We start from the raw sequence: 14,141 nt of genomic DNA on the forward strand, positions 1-14,141 counted from the left end.
TAGCACCTATAGCCATGGAAAAGGGATTAAGGTTTGCTATCCGTGAAGGCGGTAGAACCGTAGGTGCAGGTGTTGTTTCAGAAATTATGGAGTAGTATAAAAAATGCGTGTGAACATCCTTCTCGCCTGCAGTGCGTGTAAAAGAAGAAATTACGCTACAACTAAGAATAAGAGAAATACCACATCAAAGCTGGAACTCAAGAAATTCTGTCCTTTTTGTGGGAAACATACTCTGCATAAAGAGACTAAGTAGCGTAATATTAATAGTGCAGGCCAGTAGCTCTAATGGCTAGAGCACCGGACTCCAAATCCGGGGGTTGGGGGTTCGAGTCCCTCCTGGCCTGCCATTTTAATGAGCAAACAAATGGCCAAAAAAAAGAAAAAAGAAGTAGTTGAAAATAAAAGTCTCCTTCAGGAAAAAATCCAGAACTTAAGAGATTTTTTTGAAGAGTCCAAAGGAGAACTGAAAAAAGTTACCTGGCCGACTAAGAAGGAGACATTGACAACAAGCGCGGCAGTCTTGCTTCTTGTTTTAGTAGTTTCACTTTATTTGGGCCTTGTGGATCTTGCCCTGGCCAAAATTATAGAAGCTCTATTATCTTAAAAAAATAGGGTGGTAGTTTAGAGCCTGGGTAAGTATAAAAAATAATTTCAAAAAAAGCTTGAGACAAAAAAACAGGCTCTAAACAAAATGCTTAAAAAATAAGTTATGAATCCAGAGAAACCAAAGGCCAGATGGTATATTGTTCATACCTACTCCGGGTATGAGCAAAGAGTCGAGCAAACAATTAAAGAAATGATCAGAACCGGACAAGACCAGGGGCTGATTGAGGATGTCATAGTGCCCACTGAAAAAGTGGTCGAACTGGTTAAGGGCCAGAAAAAAACCTCAACCAGAAAATTTTTCCCTGGTTACGTTCTGGTGAAGATGATTTTTAATGAACATTCTTGGCATTTGGTTCAGTCCATACCAAGAGTAACGGGTTTTATTGGCGGTAAAAACAGACCAACTCCCCTGTCAGATAAAGAAGCTGAAAGGATACTGGCCACAGTCGTGCAGAGACAAGAACAGCCAAGGCCAAAATTTCATTTTGAAAGGGGAGACCAAATTAGAGTGATAGATGGTCCTTTTGCTAACTTTGATGGCGTAGTTGAAGAAGTTAATTATGATAAAGGGAAATTAAAGGTAACAGTTTCCATATTTGGACGCCAAACCCCGGTTGAGTTAGATTTTGTTCAGGTTACCAAAAGCTGATTGAATTAAGAGGTAAGTAGAAAATGGCCAAGAAGGTAATGGCAAAAATTAAATTACAGATTCCAGCAGGATCTGCTAATCCGTCACCTCCAGTTGGTCCGGCACTGGGTCAGCATGGAGTGAACATAATGGAGTTTTGTAAGGCATTTAATGCCAAAACTCAGGATCAAAAAGGAATGATCATTCCTGTAGTAATTACAGTCTATCAAGATCGTTCATTTACCTTTATAACCAAGACACCACCTGCATCTGTACTTTTATTGAAAGCTGCTAAAATAGATAAAGGCTCTGGTGAGCCTAACAAGAATAAAGTAGGTAAGGTAACTAGGGCACAAGTTGAAGAAATAGCCAAAATTAAAATGCCCGATCTTACAGCGAGCAATATGGATGCAGCGGTCAGAACAATAATGGGGACTGCCCGTAGTATGGGTATTGATGTAGAAAATTAGGCCGAGAGGAATGGAAAGCTATGCCTAAGCATGGAAAAAAATATAGAAAAGCAAAGGAAAGAATCGATACAGCAAAAAGATATGCTGTAGAAGAAGCGGTTAAACTGGCCCTGGAAACTGCCTATGCCAATTTTGATGAAACAGTTGATATTGCTGTTCGTTTAGGTGTTAATCCTAAATATTCTGATCAAATGGTTCGAGGCGCAGTAACTCTCCCACATGGATTAGGTAAAGATGTGAAAGTTCTTGCCTTTTGTAAAGGAGAGAAGGAAGCCGAGGCCAAAGAGGCAGGCGCTGATTTTGTAGGTGGCGAGGATTTGGTTGAAAAGATTAAGTCTGGCTGGCTAGAATTTGATAAGGCTGTTGCTACACCTGACATGATGGCTCATGTGGGTAAGATTGGCCGCATATTAGGACCACGCGGTCTGATGCCTAATGCCAAAACAGGTACTGTAACATTTGATTTGGCTAATGCGATTAAAGAGTTAAAAGCAGGTAAAGTAGAGTTTAAGGTTGATAAAGCAGGTGTTGTCCATGCACCTTTGGGCAAAGTATCTTTTGGCCCTGAAAAAATCCTGGAAAACCTAAAAGCATTAGTCGATACTTTACAGAGGTTAAAACCAGCATCAGCCAAAGGAACCTATTTTAGAGGCATGGCTGTATCTACTACCATGGGGCCAGGAGTTAAGATAGATACGAGTTCCATTAGGAATCTGTTGGACTAGACTTAAGGGTGCTTAAAAAAATCATCCTTGAGTTAAATATAAAGAGTCAAAGACAACAGGCGGGGTATCCCTTAATTTCCTGTCGAGACCGCTTTGGCTCTAGAAGCAAGATGAAGTGAGGTGAACAGGTGAACAGGGCAGAAAAAGCAAAAATTATTGAAGATTTGCGTTCAAAAGCCCAAAAAGCCAGTATAGCAGTAATTACAGACTTTAAGGGGCTTAAAGTCGAGGAGATGACTGAGCTGAGAGTCAAGCTCAGGGAAGAGAAAGTCGACTATCAAGTGGTCAAAAATACATTGGCCAGGATAGCCTTTGGGGAAACTCAGCATGAAACCTTAAAAGATCAATTTCAAGAATGCTGTGCAGTTGCATTTGGTTATGATGATCCAGTAGTTGCAGCCAAAATTTTGGTTCAATTTGCTAAAAAGAGCAAAAAGTTCAAGACCAAATGTGCATCCCTAGAAGGAAAATTTTTAGAACCTGATGCCCTTAAAGAACTCTCAGAGTTACCAAGTAAGGAGCAATTACTAGCCAAGGCTTTGGGTACTATGAACGCAGTACCAACCAATTTTGTATCTTTGTTTGCCAATTTACTGCGTAACTTACTTTACGCTTTAAATGCAATTAAAGAGCAAAAAGAAGAGGCTTGAGCCAAAGCAAAAAAAACTTAAGGAGGAAATAAATGTCCGAAGTTACAAAAGAACAAGTTATTGAATTTATTTCTAATATGACAGTACTTGAATTGGCAGAGTTCATCAAAGAACTTGAGGATAAATTCGGAGTATCAGCAGCAGCCCCAGTCGCTGCAGTTGCTGCAGTTCCCGGAGCAGCAGGAGGAGAAGCTGGTGCCCAAGAAGAAGAAAAAACTGAATTTGATGTAGTTTTAAAAGAGATTGGTGGAAACAAGATTGCAGTAATCAAAGCTGTAAGAGCACTAACAGGTCTTGGACTTAAGGAAGCAAAAGCCAAGGTTGATGAAGTGCCTTCAGTAATAAAAGAGGCTGTAAGTAAGGAGCAGGCTGAAGAAGCTAAGAAGCAGCTTGAAGAAGCCGGCGCTGTTGTAGAGTTGAAGTAGGTTTTTTTGTATTATTTTAATTTTTAAGTTTAGAGAGCGCAAGTTAAGGGATACTTGCGCTCTCTAAACTATTTATTATTTTTCATTATCCTAATAGATATTGAGCTAAATTACAACTAAAATTTGGCTATATTCTTATCTTTTTTTATTTTTATAGGTCTGTTTTTAATTGTTACAGATCCATAATTCCATCCATTTCCATTAATTAACCTACCCTAAATTTCTCTTTTGAGAGGATAAAATGGTAAAATTTTTAAAAAAGTTTGGTGATATTAAAAATACATTGGAAATACCTCATCTACTTTCATTGCAACTTAACTCATATAAAGAATTTTTACAAGAAGATGTACCCCCTCAAGCTCGTGCAGATAAAGGTTTAGAAGGAGTATTTAGATCTGTATTTCCCATTGAAGATTTTAATAAAACAGCTACTTTAGAATTTGTCAGTTATGAAATAGGAAAACCTAAATATGACGTTGATGAGTGTATTTCTAAAGGGCTTACATATGAAGCGCCTATAAGAATTAAAGTTCGACTTGTTGTCTATGATGTTGATGAGGAAACTGATAACAGGACTATAAGAGATATAAAGGAACAAGATATATACTTTGGGACTATACCTTTGATGACCCCTAAGGCTACATTTATTATCAATGGTACAGAGAGGGTCATTGTTAATCAATTACAGAGGTCACCGGGTATTATTTTTGAACACGACTCTGGGAAGACTCATACCAGCCGAAAGGTGCTTTACAGCTGCCGGATCATTCCTATGCGTGGATCGTGGCTGGATTTTGATTATGATCATAAAGACATCTTATATGTTCGCATTGATAGGCGCAGGAAAATGCCAGCCACAATTTTGCTTAAGGCCATGGGCCTAAGCAAAGAAGAGATATTAAATTATTTTTACGATAAAGAGGAATTACTTTTTAAAGATGGAAAGGTTTACCGGAAGGTCAACAAAGATCATTATCGCAAAGATATTGCCGTTTCAGATATAATTACACCAGATGGTAAAGTCCTTGTGGAGAAGGGTCGTCCTATTACCAAGAGGGCCTGGAAGGAGATTATTAAAAATAATATTGACTTGATTGAGCTTGATTCAGAGCTTTTGCATCAACAATATGTTGCTCATGAAATTATTCATCCAGAAACCGGAGAGGTCTTGGCTGAACCTGGTGATGCATTAGATCTTTCTTTGATTGAAAAGATTTTTGAAGCTAACATTGAAAAAATAGAGATTTTATATACTTCAGGATTAGATGTTTCATCTTCTATACGCGATACGCTCCAATTGGATAAGACCACAGATCCTTTAGAAGCCCAAATTGAGATTTATAAAAGACTGCGGCCCAGTTCTCCGCCAACTCCTGAGATTGCAGCAAGTTTTTTTGATAATTTATTTCGGAATCCTGACTACTATGACTTATCTCCGGTTGGTAGGTATAAGTTAAATTCTCGTTTAGGCCTGGATCTGCCATTAGACTACCGTACATTATCAAATGAAGACATACTCAGGGCTATAAAAAAATTGACCAAATTGAAAGATAGTCATGGCCCTGGTGACGATATTGACCATCTTGGAAATAGAAGGGTGCGTCCAGTCGGCGAGTTGGTGGAAAATCAGTACCGCATTGGCTTGGTGCGCATGGAAAGGGCAATAAAAGAACGCATGAGCTTGCAGGAAGTAGCTACGTTAATGCCTCATGATTTGATAAATCCAAAGCCCGTTACTGCAGTGCTCAAAGAGTTTTTTGGCACTTCCCAGTTATCTCAGTTTATGGACCAGACTAACCCGCTTTCTGAGGTAACGCATAAGAGAAGACTTTCTGCTCTTGGGCCAGGTGGTTTGACACGGGAGCGAGCAGGTTTTGAGGTTCGCGACGTACATACCAGTCATTATGGTCGGATTTGTCCTATTGAAACTCCAGAAGGTCCTAATATCGGTTTAATCGTATCACTGACCACTTATGCGCAGGTAAATGAATTCGGTTTTATTGAAACGCCTTACAGGGTAGTTAAAAACGGTCAGGTTACAGAAGAAGTCCGCTATCTTGATGCCTCTAATGAATTCGGTGAGGTTATCGCTCAGGCCAATGCGCCTCTGGACGATGAGGGAAGGTTTAAAAATGAATTGGTTTCGGCCAGGGTCAATGGCGAGTTTGCCATGGTCAAAAGGGAAGAAGTGACATTGATGGATATTTCGCCTAGCCAGATAGTATCTATCTCTGCTTCCCTGATACCTTTTTTGGAGCATGATGACGCAAACCGGGCCTTGATGGGTTCAAACATGCAACGCCAGGCCGTACCGCTCCTTAAGACTGAACTTCCTTTGGTGGGAACAGGAATGGAAGCTGTGGTTGCCAGAGATTCGGGTAGTTGTCTGATCGCAGAAGGTAAAGGGGTTGTGCGCTATGTAGATGCAGAGCGAATTGTTGTCAGTTACGAAGATGAAGAACTATATCCTGAGAGCCTTGGGACAGTCAGTTACGACTTACAAAAATTTCATAAGTCAAATCAAAATAGCTGTTTTACCCAGAAACCTCGAGTCAAGGTAGGCCAAAAGGTTGCTAAGGGGGACATACTGGCTGACGGCCCTGCCATTCTTAATGGTGAACTGGCTTTGGGTAAGAATTTACTAGTTGCCTTTATGCCCTGGTGTGGATTTAACTACGAGGATTCTATTCTTATTTCTGAAAGGATGGTCAAAGAGGATGTTTATACCTCGGTACACATAGAGGAATTTGAGGTTGTTGCCAGGGATACGAAGCTAGGTCCCGAAGAGATTACTCGTGATATCCCTAATGTCAGTGAAGATATGCTCAAGAATCTGGATGATAGCGGAATTATCAGGATTGGGGCCAAAGTTAAGCCGGATGATATTCTGGTAGGTAAAATTACACCCAAAGGTGAAACACAACTTACGCCCGAAGAGCGTTTGCTGCGTGCTATCTTTGGAGATAAGGCCAGGGATGTTAAGAATACATCTTTGAAAGTACCTCCCGGAATTGAAGGCACCGTAATTAACGTTAAAGTCTTTAATCGTAGGTCAGGGGAAAAGGATGAGCGAACCAAACTGATTGAAGACTTTGAACTAGAGAAACTAGAGCGCAAAGAAGCACAGCATGTTAAGGCTTTGACTGCCCAACTCAGAGATAAGATCTGGAAGGTAGTTTCAGGTAAGCGATTGGCAACTTCAATACTTGGCCGCAAAAAAGGTGAGGTGCTGGCGGAAGCAAACAAGCCTCTGAAGAGAGAAGATCTGGACAAAATACCGGTTAAAAAGCTTGCCAATGTCTTTGTGAATAAAGAAGTCAATGAAGAGGTAAGTGAGCTTTTGGCCAACTATGAAAATCAACTTCGTTTTGTTAAAAATATATATGATCAGAAGCGAGACAAGGTCACCGAAGGAGATGATTTACCACCTGGCGTGATTAAAATGGTGAAAGTCTATATTGCGGTAAAGAGGAAATTAAATGTCGGAGATAAAATGGCAGGACGTCACGGAAATAAGGGTGTTGTCTCTTGTATCCTGCCAGAAGAAGACATGCCATTTTTTGCCGATGGTACTCCAGTTGATATTGTGCTCAATCCTTTGGGCGTTCCCTCACGTATGAATATTGGACAAATAATGGAAACACATCTGGGTTGGGCCGCTAGAGAATTAGGTCATCAGCTTGCGGCCATGCTTGAATCTGGTGTAGATATTCAGATGTTGCGTAAAGAAGTTAAAGAGATTTTTGACTCTAAAGAAATCGATGAATTAGTGGATAACCTTGATGACGAGGAATTTATTGAGTCTGTACGGGAACTTCGGAACGGGATAATTACAAAGACTCCAGTATTTGATGGAGCAAAAGAAGAAGAGATTTGGCGTTGGTTGAAAAGGGCTGGGCTTAGTGATGACGGTAAGGCGATTCTCTATGATGGTCGTACTGGAGAGCCGTTTGATAATCCGATTACAGTGGGCAATATGTATATGCTTAAGCTCCATCATCTTGTTGATGAAAAGATTCACGCTCGATCCACAGGTCCATATTCTTTGGTTACTCAGCAGCCCCTTGGTGGTAAAGCACAATTCGGTGGTCAGAGATTAGGAGAGATGGAGGTCTGGGCAATTGAGGCCTACGGCGCTGCTTATCTCTTACAGGAATTCCTCACTGTTAAATCGGACGATGTCACTGGTCGTGTGAAGATGTATGAAAAGATAGTTAAAGGAGATAATTTTCTTGAAGCAGGAATGCCTGAATCCTTTAATGTTTTACTAAAGGAATTAATGTCATTGGGTTTGGATGTTTCGTTAATTAAAGATGAGAAGAAAAAAGGGAAAAGGAAGTTGCATTAAATAAAAGAAGTGAGCAGGAAATAGTGTACCAGGAATTGAGTTGATATGAAAATATGTAACCTGTTCATTGTATCTAATCCTTAGGTTGATGAAATTTATTTACGAATTATGAAAATAAGAGGGATTAAATTATGACTCTTGATGATCTTTTCACCCAAAGGGGAAGTGATACCTCTAAGATTACCAGCCAGGAGCTTAAAGGGATAAAAATCAGGATAGCTTCTCCAGAAAAAATCAGAGAATGGTCGTATGGAGAAGTAAAAAAACCCGAGACCATTAATTACCGTACCTTCAAACCAGAGCGAGATGGCCTGTTTTGTGCTAAGATTTTCGGCCCTGTAAAAGACTATGAGTGTAATTGTGGAAAATATAAACGCATGAAACACCGCGGTATAGTTTGTGAGAAATGTGGTGTTGAAGTCATTGCATCAAAAGTACGTCGAGAGAGAATGGGGCACATAGAGCTGGCCGCTCCTGTGGCTCATATTTGGTTTTTAAAGAGTTTACCGTCGAAAATCGGTACACTCTTAGATATGACCATGGCTGAATTGGAGAAGGTCCTGTATTTTGACTCTTATATTGTTCTTGACCCTGGTGACACAAATTTAACCAAGAAACAGGTCATCTCTGAAGAGCAATACTTTCAGGTCATTGACCATTATGGAGAAGATGCAGTCAAAGTTGGGATGGGTGCAGAGGCAATCAAGATTTTACTTGAGGAGCTTGACCTGGAGAAATTGCGCGGAGAGCTTCGCGAGGAGTCTCTTGCTACCCGCTCACAGACCAAGAGAAAGAAGTTAGCCAAACGCTTAAAGATAGTAGAGGCTTTTATTGAGTCCGGTAATAAACCAGGGTGGATGATTATGGAAGTAATTCCGGTTATTCCCCCGGAGCTTAGACCTCTTGTCCCCCTGGATGGTGGCCGGTTTGCCACATCAGACCTCAATGACCTCTACCGCAGAGTTATCAACCGCAATAATCGTCTGAAAAGACTTATAGAGCTTGGTGCCCCTGATATTATTATTCGAAATGAAAAGAGAATGCTGCAGGAAGCAGTTGATGCTCTGTTCGACAATGGCCGAAGAGGAAGAGCCATTACCGGGACCAATGGCCGCCCGCTTAAATCATTGAGTGATATGATTAAGGGTAAGCAGGGTCGTTTTCGTCAAAACCTGCTTGGTAAGCGTGTAGACTATTCAGGTCGTTCGGTAATTGTTGTCGGTCCAAAGCTGAAGTTACATCAATGCGGACTGCCAAAGAAAATGGCTCTGGAGTTATTTAAACCCTTTATTTACTCCAAGCTGGAAGAAAAGGGTTATGCCAGCACGATTAAAAGCGCTAAAAAGATGGTCGAGCGCGGTGATGTTGTTGTCTGGGACGTATTGGAAGAAGTGGTTAAAGAATACCCGATTTTATTGAACCGTGCACCCACCCTGCATAGATTGGGTATTCAGGCTTTTGAGCCTATCTTGGTTGAAGGCAAGGCCATTCAGCTTCATCCGTTGGTATGTACTGCCTATAATGCTGACTTTGACGGTGACCAGATGGCCGTACATGTACCTTTATCTATCGAGGCCCAGATTGAATGCCGCGTTTTGATCATGTCCACTAACAATATTCTTTCACCGGCAAATGGTTCACCGATCATTGTTCCCACTCAGGATATTGTTTTGGGGTTATATTATCTTACAGTAGAAAGATCGTTTGAAAAGGGTGAGGGTAAGGTTTTTACATCCCCGGATGAAGTTATTGCTGCATATGATGCTGGATGTGTCGGATTGCATGCCCGAATCAAGGTTCGTATCAACGGAAAAATTGTACCAACAACACCCGGGCGGATTATTGTAGGCGAATTATTACCGGATAATGTACCCTTTGAACTAGTAAACTGTCTTTTGAGCAAAAAGAATATCGCTCGTTTAGTAGGTGAAACCTACCGTCGGGCAGGGACTAAAGCCACGGTTATTTTGTGTGATAAGCTAAAAGATTTGGGTTATGAGTACTCTACACGGGCAGGGATTACGATTGGGGTAAAGGATTTGAAAATACCAGATAAAAAAGAGGCTATTCTTAGAGCTGCCCAAGAAGAAGCGAATGAAATAGAAAGACAGTACCGTGAAGGTATTATCACCAGAACCGAGAAATATAATAAAGTCGTTGACGTATGGACCAAAGCCACCAATGATGTGGCCGCGGAAATGATGAAAGAACTTTCCACTGATATTGTTAAAGACCCTGTGACTGGTAAAGAAGAAGAAAATATCAGCTTGAACCCCATTTTTATGATGGCTAACTCAGGTGCTAGAGGTAATAAAGACCAGATGAGACAGCTGGCAGGGATGCGGGGTTTAATGGCAAAACCATCAGGTGAGATTATCGAAACTCCTATTACGTCAAGCTTCAGGGAAGGACTAACGGTTCTACAATACTTTACCTCAACGCACGGAGCCCGGAAAGGTTTGGCTGATACCGCACTAAAGACAGCTAACTCTGGTTATTTGACCAGACGACTAGTGGACGTGGTCCAGGATGTAACAATAAGTGAATATGATTGTGGGACCGTTGATGGAATTGAACTTACCCACCTGATGAAGGCAGGAGAGATAAAAGAGCGGCTAAGCGAAAGAGTATTGGGTCGTATAGCTATGTTTGATGTTCTGGACCCTGAGAGTGGTGAAGTGATAGTGCCTGCCAATACTATGATTGATGAAGACAAAGCCAAGCAAATTGAAGACGCTGGTATCAGTAGTGTAGTTATTCGCTCTACTCTGACCTGTAAAAGTAGACATGGCGTGTGTTCCTTGTGCTATGGTCGTGATCTGGCCCGGGGGCATCTCGTCAATGTTGGGGAAGCGGTAGGTATAATAGCTGCCCAGTCCATTGGAGAACCAGGAACTCAGCTGACCATGCGTACTTTCCATATTGGTGGTACCGCGTCCAAAGAGATCGAGCAGTCCAATATTTTGGCTCAGAATAAAGGCCAGGTAATATTATCCAGGGTGAAAACAGTGGCAAATACCAGAGGCGAGTCCATGGTCTTGGGTAAAAGCGGTCAAATCAAGATCGTGGATGACCAAGGCCGCGAGAGGGAAAAGTATTTTCTGCCTTCCGGGGCCAAATTGTTTGTCAAGCACGAGCAGATGGTGGAGAAGGGTCAGCTCCTGGCAGAATGGGATCCGTTCAATGAACCTTTTGTTACCGATGTAGATGGATATATTAGGCTGACAGATATTATTGAAGGTAGAACTTATCAGGAAAAGGTTGATGAAACTACAAATAAAGCTACTCAGACAATTATTGAGTACAGATCCACCAACTACAGACCAAGTATATCCATTTGCGATAAAGATGGCAACGTGAAAAAAAGACCAGGCACAAACACAGATGCAGTCTTTCAGCTTCCAGTAGGGGCCATTATCATGGTCAAGGAAGGTGATCATGTTGAAGCTGGTGATGTGATCGCAAGAAAGCCCAGGGAAAGTTCCAAGACCAAGGATATTGTTGGTGGTCTGCCCAGAGTAGCTGAACTTTTTGAAGTACGTAAGCCTAAAGATCAGGCTATAGTTTCTGAAATTGACGGTATTGTCTCCTTTGGTCCGGATACCAAAGGTAAAAGGAAAATCATTGTTACCCCTGAAACAGGTGAGCCGAAAGAATATCTCATTCCCAAAGGAAAGCACATAACTGTTCAGGAAGGTGATTTCGTTGAAGCTGGTGAACTTTTGACCGAAGGTAATCCGGAATTGCATGATATATTAAAAATTAAAGGTGAAAAACATCTGGCCAAATACTTAGTGGAAGAAATCCAAGATGTTTATCGTTTTCAGGGTGTACATATCAATGACAAACATATAGAGATTATAGTTCGTCAGATGTTAAAAAAGGTTAATATCATTGATCCAGGTGATACTGGTTTCCTTGTAGGCGAGCATGTTGACAAAAATAAGTTCATGCAGGTTAATGCTCGGTGTGTGAAAAAGGGCTTAAAACCAGCTCTGGCTGAACCATTGGTCCTGGGGATTACGCAGGCCTCATTAAGTACCGAATCATTTATTTCGGCTGCATCATTCCAGGAGACAACGAAGGTTCTTACAGAGGCGGCACTTTTAGGTAAAGTTGACTGGCTCAGAGGTTTGAAAGAGAATGTTATCGTGGGTCGCCTTATTCCTGCTGGTACAGGGTACAGAGCCTATGTAAATACTGATATAGTTGTCCCAGAGCAGCCGGAAAAACCTGATAAGTTCTTGGAAGAGTTGGAAGAAGAAACTTATGTCTCAGAGTAGAAGGCTACAGCATTTATGTCTGACAAAGGTCTGCCAAGGCAGATATCGAAGCTGATTGAGGCCGATGAGTAGTAAGCTTTTGCTAAAAAATTTAAACTTATGAAAGATAAAAATTAAATTAACCCTTGACAAGAAGGAGACTATAAAATAAGTCTCCCAGGTTTCTGCAAGGTTATTAACGATGGAGGATTTATGCCGACTATCAATCAATTGGTTCGAAAAGCTAGGCAAAAGGTAGTCAAGAGAAAGAAGAGAGCGGCCCTGCAAGGTTGTCCCCAAAAAAGAGGCGTTTGCGTGCGTGTATATACAACAACACCTAAAAAGCCTAACTCAGCCTTGCGTAAGGTGGCTAGGGTAAGGCTGACTAATGGAATTGAAGTTACCTCTTACATTCCAGGTGAAGGTCATAACCTGCAAGAACACTCAGTTGTTCTGGTTCGTGGTGGTCGTGTTAAGGACCTTCCAGGCGTTCGTTATACTGTTATTCGTGGAACTTTGGATGCTGCTGGGGTGCAAGACAGGCGCAAAAGTCGTTCAAAATATGGAACTAAGCGACCAAAATAATTCATAAAAGGGAGTAGATTGATGCCACGAAAAGGCCCAGTACCCAAAAGAGAAGTCTTGCCAGATCCTGTTTATGGGAGCCGATTGGTAACTAAGTTTGTGAATAGGCTCATGATCGATGGCAAAAAAAATGTAGCGGAGAGGATTTTTTATAAGGCCATTGAGGAGTTGGCAAAAAATACCGGAGAAGAGCCCTTGAAGGCTTTTGAGCAGGTTGTTGAGAATGTAAAGCCTCAGATGGAAGTAAAGTCTAGAAGGGTGGGAGGGGCAACCTATCAAGTGCCCATGGAGGTTCGCCCTGATCGTCAACAGTCTTTGGCTATTAGGTGGCTGGTTACTTATGCCAGAGCCAGAGGCGAGAAAGGTATGGATAAAAAGCTGGCTGCCGAGTTTTTGGATGCATATAATAATCGTGGTGGCGCGATTAAGAAAAAAGAAGATACCCACAGAATGGCTGAAGCCAATAAGGCATTTGCGCATTATCGCTGGTAAAATTGGAGATGGATTGTGGCAAGACTTGTACCTATTGAGAAGCAGAGAAATATTGGGATAATGGCCCACATTGATGCGGGCAAAACAACAACGACTGAACGTATACTTTTCTATACGGGAGTATCCCATAAGATAGGTGAGGTCCATGATGGCGAGGCCACCATGGATTGGATGGAACAGGAGCAGGAAAGAGGAATAACCATTACCTCAGCTGCAACTACATGTTTTTGGAAAGATCATCGCATAAATATTATTGATACTCCAGGACACGTTGACTTTACAGTAGAAGTAGAAAGATCCTTGCGAGTGCTTGATGGTGCAATTGCTGTTTTCTGTGCTGTAGGCGGAGTTGAGCCGCAGTCAGAAACAGTTTGGCGTCAGGCAGATAGATATAAAGTGCCCAGGATGGCTTTCGTAAACAAAATGGACCGTACAGGCGCAGATTTTTTTCATGTTGTCGATATGATTAAAGAAAGACTGAAAGCCAAGCCTGTACCCTTGCAAATACCTATCGGTGCCGAGGATAATTTCAAGGGCGTTGTAGATCTTATTCAAGGCAAAGCCATGATCTTTGATGACCAGACCCTGGGCAAGAAATATGAGTATATTGATATTCCTGATGATTTAAAAGAAGAAGCAGAAAAATGGCGTCAAGTAATGGTTGAGGCCATTGCAGAAGAGGATGAAGAACTACTCGAAAAGTATCTGGGCGGTGAAGAATTAGAGCCAGAAGAGCTAAAGTTAGGTATTCGCAAGGCAACGATTTCCCTGAAAATATGTCCGGTACTCTGTGGAGCTGCCTTTAAAAATAAAGGGGTACAACCCCTCCTTGATGCCATTGTTGATTACTTACCCTCTCCAGTAGATATTCCGGCAATTAAAGGTAAAGATCCGCAAACCGGAGAAGAAATAATATGTCATGCATCTGATGATGAGCCTTTAAGTGCATT

Annotated in this window: 13 protein-coding genes and 1 tRNA gene; all 14 read left to right on the plus strand. The window is 41.6% G+C overall.

All coding sequences use genetic code 11. The features are described from left to right. The coding region (locus AC3WVG_RS09975) for an EF-Tu C-terminal domain-related protein (RefSeq protein WP_488797987.1) at positions 1–95 on the plus strand (95 nt) is incomplete at its 5' end. A gap of 8 nt (positions 96–103) precedes the next feature. Continuing rightward, a complete protein-coding gene (gene rpmG, locus AC3WVG_RS09980) occupies positions 104–253 on the plus strand; it encodes a 50S ribosomal protein L33 (RefSeq protein WP_252380022.1) in 150 nt (49 codons plus the stop codon). A gap of 17 nt (positions 254–270) precedes the next feature. Beyond that, positions 271–347: transfer RNA gene (locus AC3WVG_RS09985), tRNA-Trp, on the plus strand. A 17-nt stretch (positions 348–364) separates the two neighbouring features. After that, positions 365–604, plus strand: coding sequence for a preprotein translocase subunit SecE (secE, locus tag AC3WVG_RS09990; protein WP_252380023.1), 240 nt, complete (start codon positions 365–367; stop codon positions 602–604). A gap of 105 nt (positions 605–709) precedes the next feature. After that, the gene (gene nusG, locus AC3WVG_RS09995; protein WP_252380024.1) at positions 710–1,255 is read left to right on the plus strand and encodes a transcription termination/antitermination protein NusG; all 546 of its coding nucleotides are present in this window, start codon (positions 710–712) and stop codon (positions 1,253–1,255) included. 23 nt (positions 1,256–1,278) lie between these two features. Further along, positions 1,279–1,704 (plus strand): 50S ribosomal protein L11, encoded by a 426-nt coding sequence (rplK, locus tag AC3WVG_RS10000; RefSeq protein WP_488797982.1) that lies wholly within the window; start codon positions 1,279–1,281, stop codon positions 1,702–1,704. Between the two features lie 20 nt (positions 1,705–1,724). After that, positions 1,725–2,429 carry a 50S ribosomal protein L1 gene (rplA, locus tag AC3WVG_RS10005; protein WP_252380026.1) on the plus strand — a complete coding sequence of 235 codons (705 nt, stop codon included), beginning with the start codon at positions 1,725–1,727 and terminating at the stop codon, positions 2,427–2,429. Positions 2,430–2,557: 128 nt separating this feature from the next. Then, positions 2,558–3,079, plus strand: coding sequence for a 50S ribosomal protein L10 (gene rplJ / locus AC3WVG_RS10010; protein ID WP_488797983.1), 522 nt, complete (start codon positions 2,558–2,560; stop codon positions 3,077–3,079). Positions 3,080–3,111: 32 nt separating this feature from the next. Continuing rightward, a complete protein-coding gene (rplL, locus tag AC3WVG_RS10015) occupies positions 3,112–3,504 on the plus strand; it encodes a 50S ribosomal protein L7/L12 (protein WP_252380028.1) in 393 nt (130 codons plus the stop codon). Positions 3,505–3,745: 241 nt separating this feature from the next. Next, positions 3,746–7,852 carry a DNA-directed RNA polymerase subunit beta gene (gene rpoB / locus AC3WVG_RS10020; RefSeq protein ID WP_488797984.1) on the plus strand — a complete coding sequence of 1,369 codons (4,107 nt, stop codon included), beginning with the start codon at positions 3,746–3,748 and terminating at the stop codon, positions 7,850–7,852. A gap of 131 nt (positions 7,853–7,983) precedes the next feature. Further along, on the plus strand, positions 7,984–12,135 hold the full coding sequence (gene rpoC, locus AC3WVG_RS10025) for a DNA-directed RNA polymerase subunit beta' (RefSeq protein WP_488797985.1): 4,152 nt from the start codon (positions 7,984–7,986) through the stop codon (positions 12,133–12,135). A gap of 192 nt (positions 12,136–12,327) precedes the next feature. Next, complete coding sequence (gene rpsL, locus AC3WVG_RS10030) at positions 12,328–12,699, plus strand: 30S ribosomal protein S12 (RefSeq protein WP_252380031.1); 372 nt, start codon at positions 12,328–12,330, stop codon at positions 12,697–12,699. 21 nt (positions 12,700–12,720) lie between these two features. Next, a complete protein-coding gene (rpsG, locus tag AC3WVG_RS10035) occupies positions 12,721–13,191 on the plus strand; it encodes a 30S ribosomal protein S7 (protein WP_252380032.1) in 471 nt (156 codons plus the stop codon). A gap of 15 nt (positions 13,192–13,206) precedes the next feature. Continuing rightward, the coding region (locus AC3WVG_RS10040; RefSeq protein ID WP_488797986.1) for a GTP-binding protein at positions 13,207–14,141 on the plus strand (935 nt) is incomplete at its 3' end.

The sequence above is a fragment of the Desulfovulcanus sp. genome, assembly GCF_982781345.1.